At 61.6% G+C, this 3,063-nt stretch carries 4 protein-coding genes; all 4 read right to left on the reverse strand.

All coding sequences use genetic code 11. The annotated features are described in order from the left end of the window. Positions 1-27: 27 nt before the first annotated feature. A complete protein-coding gene (fliN, locus tag BFP96_RS03805) occupies positions 28-495 on the reverse strand; it encodes a flagellar motor switch protein FliN (RefSeq protein WP_053257298.1) in 468 nt (155 codons plus the stop codon). 34 nt (positions 496-529) lie between these two features. Then, the gene (gene fliM / locus BFP96_RS03810) at positions 530-1,498 is read right to left on the reverse strand and encodes a flagellar motor switch protein FliM (protein ID WP_065884557.1); all 969 of its coding nucleotides are present in this window, start codon (positions 1,496-1,498) and stop codon (positions 530-532) included. Positions 1,499-1,507: 9 nt separating this feature from the next. Further along, positions 1,508-2,014, reverse strand: coding sequence for a flagellar basal body-associated protein FliL (gene fliL, locus BFP96_RS03815; RefSeq protein WP_065935617.1), 507 nt, complete (start codon positions 2,012-2,014; stop codon positions 1,508-1,510). Between the two features lie 211 nt (positions 2,015-2,225). Further along, positions 2,226-3,063: flagellar hook-length control protein FliK (locus tag BFP96_RS03820; RefSeq protein WP_170875975.1), on the reverse strand; the 838-nt coding region annotated here is incomplete at its 5' end.

Here is a 3,063-nt window from a genome sequence, read left to right on the forward strand (position 1 = left end):
CACAGTCCCGCCATCGAGTACTTCATTTCAGCGCAACTTCTTGATGCGTTCGCTCGGGCTGATCACGTCCGTCAGGCGAATGCCGAACTTCTCGTTGACCACCACCACCTCGCCATGGGCGATCAGCGTGCCGTTGACCAGCACGTCCAGCGGTTCGCCGGCCAGGCGGTCCAGCTCGATCACCGAGCCCTGGTTGAGCTGCAGCAGGTTGCGGATGTTGATTTCGGTGCTGCCCACTTCCATGGAAATCGACACTGGAATGTCCAGGATCACATCCAGGTTGGGACCGTCGAGGGTCACCGGGTCGTTGTTTTTCGGCACGCTGCCGAATTCTTCCATCGGCAGGCGCTTGCCGGCCGGTGCGGACGCGGCGTCGGCGGCCAGCAGCGCATCGATGTCGTCCTGGCCGACATCGCCGGTTTCTTCCAGGGCCGCAGCCCACTCGTCAGCCAGGGCCTGGTCTTCGGCGGAAGTGTTTTCGTGTTCGGTAGCCATTACATGTCCTCGGCGTAGCAAAAATGAATGTTGATCAGCGGCGGTTGATCGGTTCGATCACTTGCAACGCCAGGTTGCCTTTGTGAGAGCCGAGCTTGACCTTGAACGACGGCACACCGTTGGCGCGCATGATCAGTTCTTCCGGCAATTCGACGGGGATCACGTCCCCCGGCTGCATGTGCAGAATGTCGCGCAGGCGTAGCTGGCGACGGGCCACAGTGGCGCTCAGGGGCACGTCGACGTCCAGCAGGTCTTCGCGCAGGGCCTTGACCCAGCGCTCGTCCTGGTCGTCGAGGTCGGACTGGAAACCGGCGTCGAGCATTTCGCGCACCGGCTCGATCATCGAGTACGGCATGGTCACGTGCAGGTCGCCGCCGCCGCCATCGAGTTCGATGTGGAACGTGGACACCACAATGGCTTCGCTCGGCCCGACGATGTTGGCCATGGCCGGGTTCACTTCCGAGTTGATGTACTCGAAATTGACTTCCATGACCGCCTGCCACGCTTCCTTCAAGTCGATGAAAGCCTGCTCCAGCACCATGCGCACCACGCGCAGTTCGGTGGGCGTGAACTCACGGCCTTCGATCTTGGCGTGACGGCCGTCGCCGCCGAAGAAGTTGTCCACCAGCTTGAACACCAGCTTGGCGTCAAGGATGAATAGCGCGGTGCCGCGCAACGGCTTGATCTTGACCAGGTTGAGGCTGGTGGGCACGTACAGCGAGTGCACGTATTCACCAAACTTCATCACCTGCACGCCACCCACGGCGACGTCCGCCGAGCGGCGCAGCATGTTGAACATGCTGATGCGGGTGTAACGGGCGAAACGTTCGTTGATCATTTCCAGGGTCGGCATGCGTCCACGGACGATGCGATCCTGGCTGGTCAGGTCATAACTTTTGACACTGCCGGGCTCGGCAGCCATTTCGGTCTGCACCAGACCATCGTCCACGCCATGCAACAGCGCGTCGATTTCATCCTGGGACAGCAGGTCTTGCACGGCCATGTCGTGATCCTACTGCAATACGAAGTTAGTGAAGAGCGCCTGCTCTATCACGACTTTGCCGAGCTCTTTCTGGGCCACTTCCTGCACGCTGGCAGTGACCTTCTGGCGCAGCATTTCCTGGCCCACCGGGGTGGCCAGGCTGTCGAAGCTCTGGCCCGAGAACAGCATCACCAGGTTGTTGCGGATCACCGGCATGTGCACTTTGAGCGCGTCCAGGTCCGCCTGGTTGCGCGCCAGCAAGGTGATGCTCACCTGCAAGTAGCGTTGGCGACCGTTCTGATTGTAGTTGGCGACAAAGGCCGGCAGCATCGGTTCGAAGATTGCCGGTTGCTTGACGTTAGTGGCGGTTTCGGCGGCAGGCGCAGGTTTGCTTGCGTTGCTGTGCATGATGTACCAAGTGCCGCCAATCGAGGCGCCAATGGCCAGGAGCAGGCCCAGCACAATCAGCAGGATCAGCTTGAGCTTGCCTTTGCCTTTGCCTGCCGGGGGAGTTGCTGCGTCGTCGCTGTTCGCCATGCCAATAATCCGTCACTATTCGGGAATTCATAGATATACGGATAGGCAAGAGCAAGTGTTATGCCAGAGTTGTCTGGCGCCAGGGCAACACAAATCAAATGTGGGAGGGGGCTTGCCCCCGATAGCAGTGTGTCAGTCAACAAATCTGTCGCTGATACACCGCAATCGGGGGCAAGCCCCCTCCCACACTTGGATCTCTATTTGACTTGGGTCAGGCGTAATAGTCGACGGCGCTGGAGCCGATCACAGTGGAGGTCACGGGCTTGACCGCTTCAGCCACGTCAACGTGACTGCCGGTGTCAGCGCTATCACCTCGCCGGCCGCCACTGCTCACACCCCGCGCCTGGTTTTGCTGTTGCTGCTGCTCCTGCCCCCGGGACTGGTCGGACACGTTCACATCCACCTGCCCCATGCCCTGCTGGGCGAACATCTCGCGCAAGCGGCCGGACTGGCTTTCCAGCGCTTCACGCACCACGGCATGGCCACTCATGAAACTGACCTGGGCCTGCTGGTCGGGCGTCATGCTGACCTTGATATCCAGGCGCCCCAGTTCGGCCGGCTGCAATTGGATTTCGGCCGACTTGAGGCTCGCGCTGGAGAGGTACATCACGCGGTTGACCACTTCTTCGGTCCAGCCGCTCTGGTGCATGGCCAGCGGGGCGTTGATCACCGGTGGCAAGGCGTTGGCGGTTTTCGGCGTGGCGGCCTGGGTCAGCGCGGCCAGGCGGTTGGCGAAGTCATCCACGCGGGTGTCGCTGTCGGCACGCTTGAGGTCCTTGAGGCCGTCATCGATCAGTGCGCCAAAGGCCTTGTCGCCGCCGTTATGGGTGCTGTCCTTGGTGGCTTGTTGATCGACCATCGTGGCCAGGCCGGCGGCAAAATTCTGCGCGGCGGTCGGTTGATCCTGGACCGTGGCTGGCGCGGCTTTCTGGGTTGCCTGGCTGCCGGCCGACACATGACCGCCCTGCTCCATTGCCAGGCGCACGGCAGGCATCGCGTCCAGCGGGTCGGCTGCAGGGTCGAAGGCCGGCGGCTTGGCCTTATCGACC

Origin of the sequence: Pseudomonas sp. 34 E 7 (assembly GCF_900005715.1) — a bacterium.
In the GTDB taxonomy this organism is placed as follows: Bacteria; Pseudomonadota; Gammaproteobacteria; order Pseudomonadales; family Pseudomonadaceae; genus Aquipseudomonas; species Aquipseudomonas orientalis_A.

Bases quoted from the DNA above. Each gene is read 5' to 3' on its own strand.
- fliN (WP_053257298.1), bottom strand. From the start codon at position 495: ATGGCTACCGAACACGAAAACACTTCCGCCGAAGACCAGGCCCTGGCT.
- fliM (WP_065884557.1), bottom strand. From the start codon at position 1,498: ATGGCCGTGCAAGACCTGCTGTCCCAGGATGAAATCGACGCGCTGTTG.
- fliL (WP_065935617.1), bottom strand. From the start codon at position 2,014: ATGGCGAACAGCGACGACGCAGCAACTCCCCCGGCAGGCAAAGGCAAA.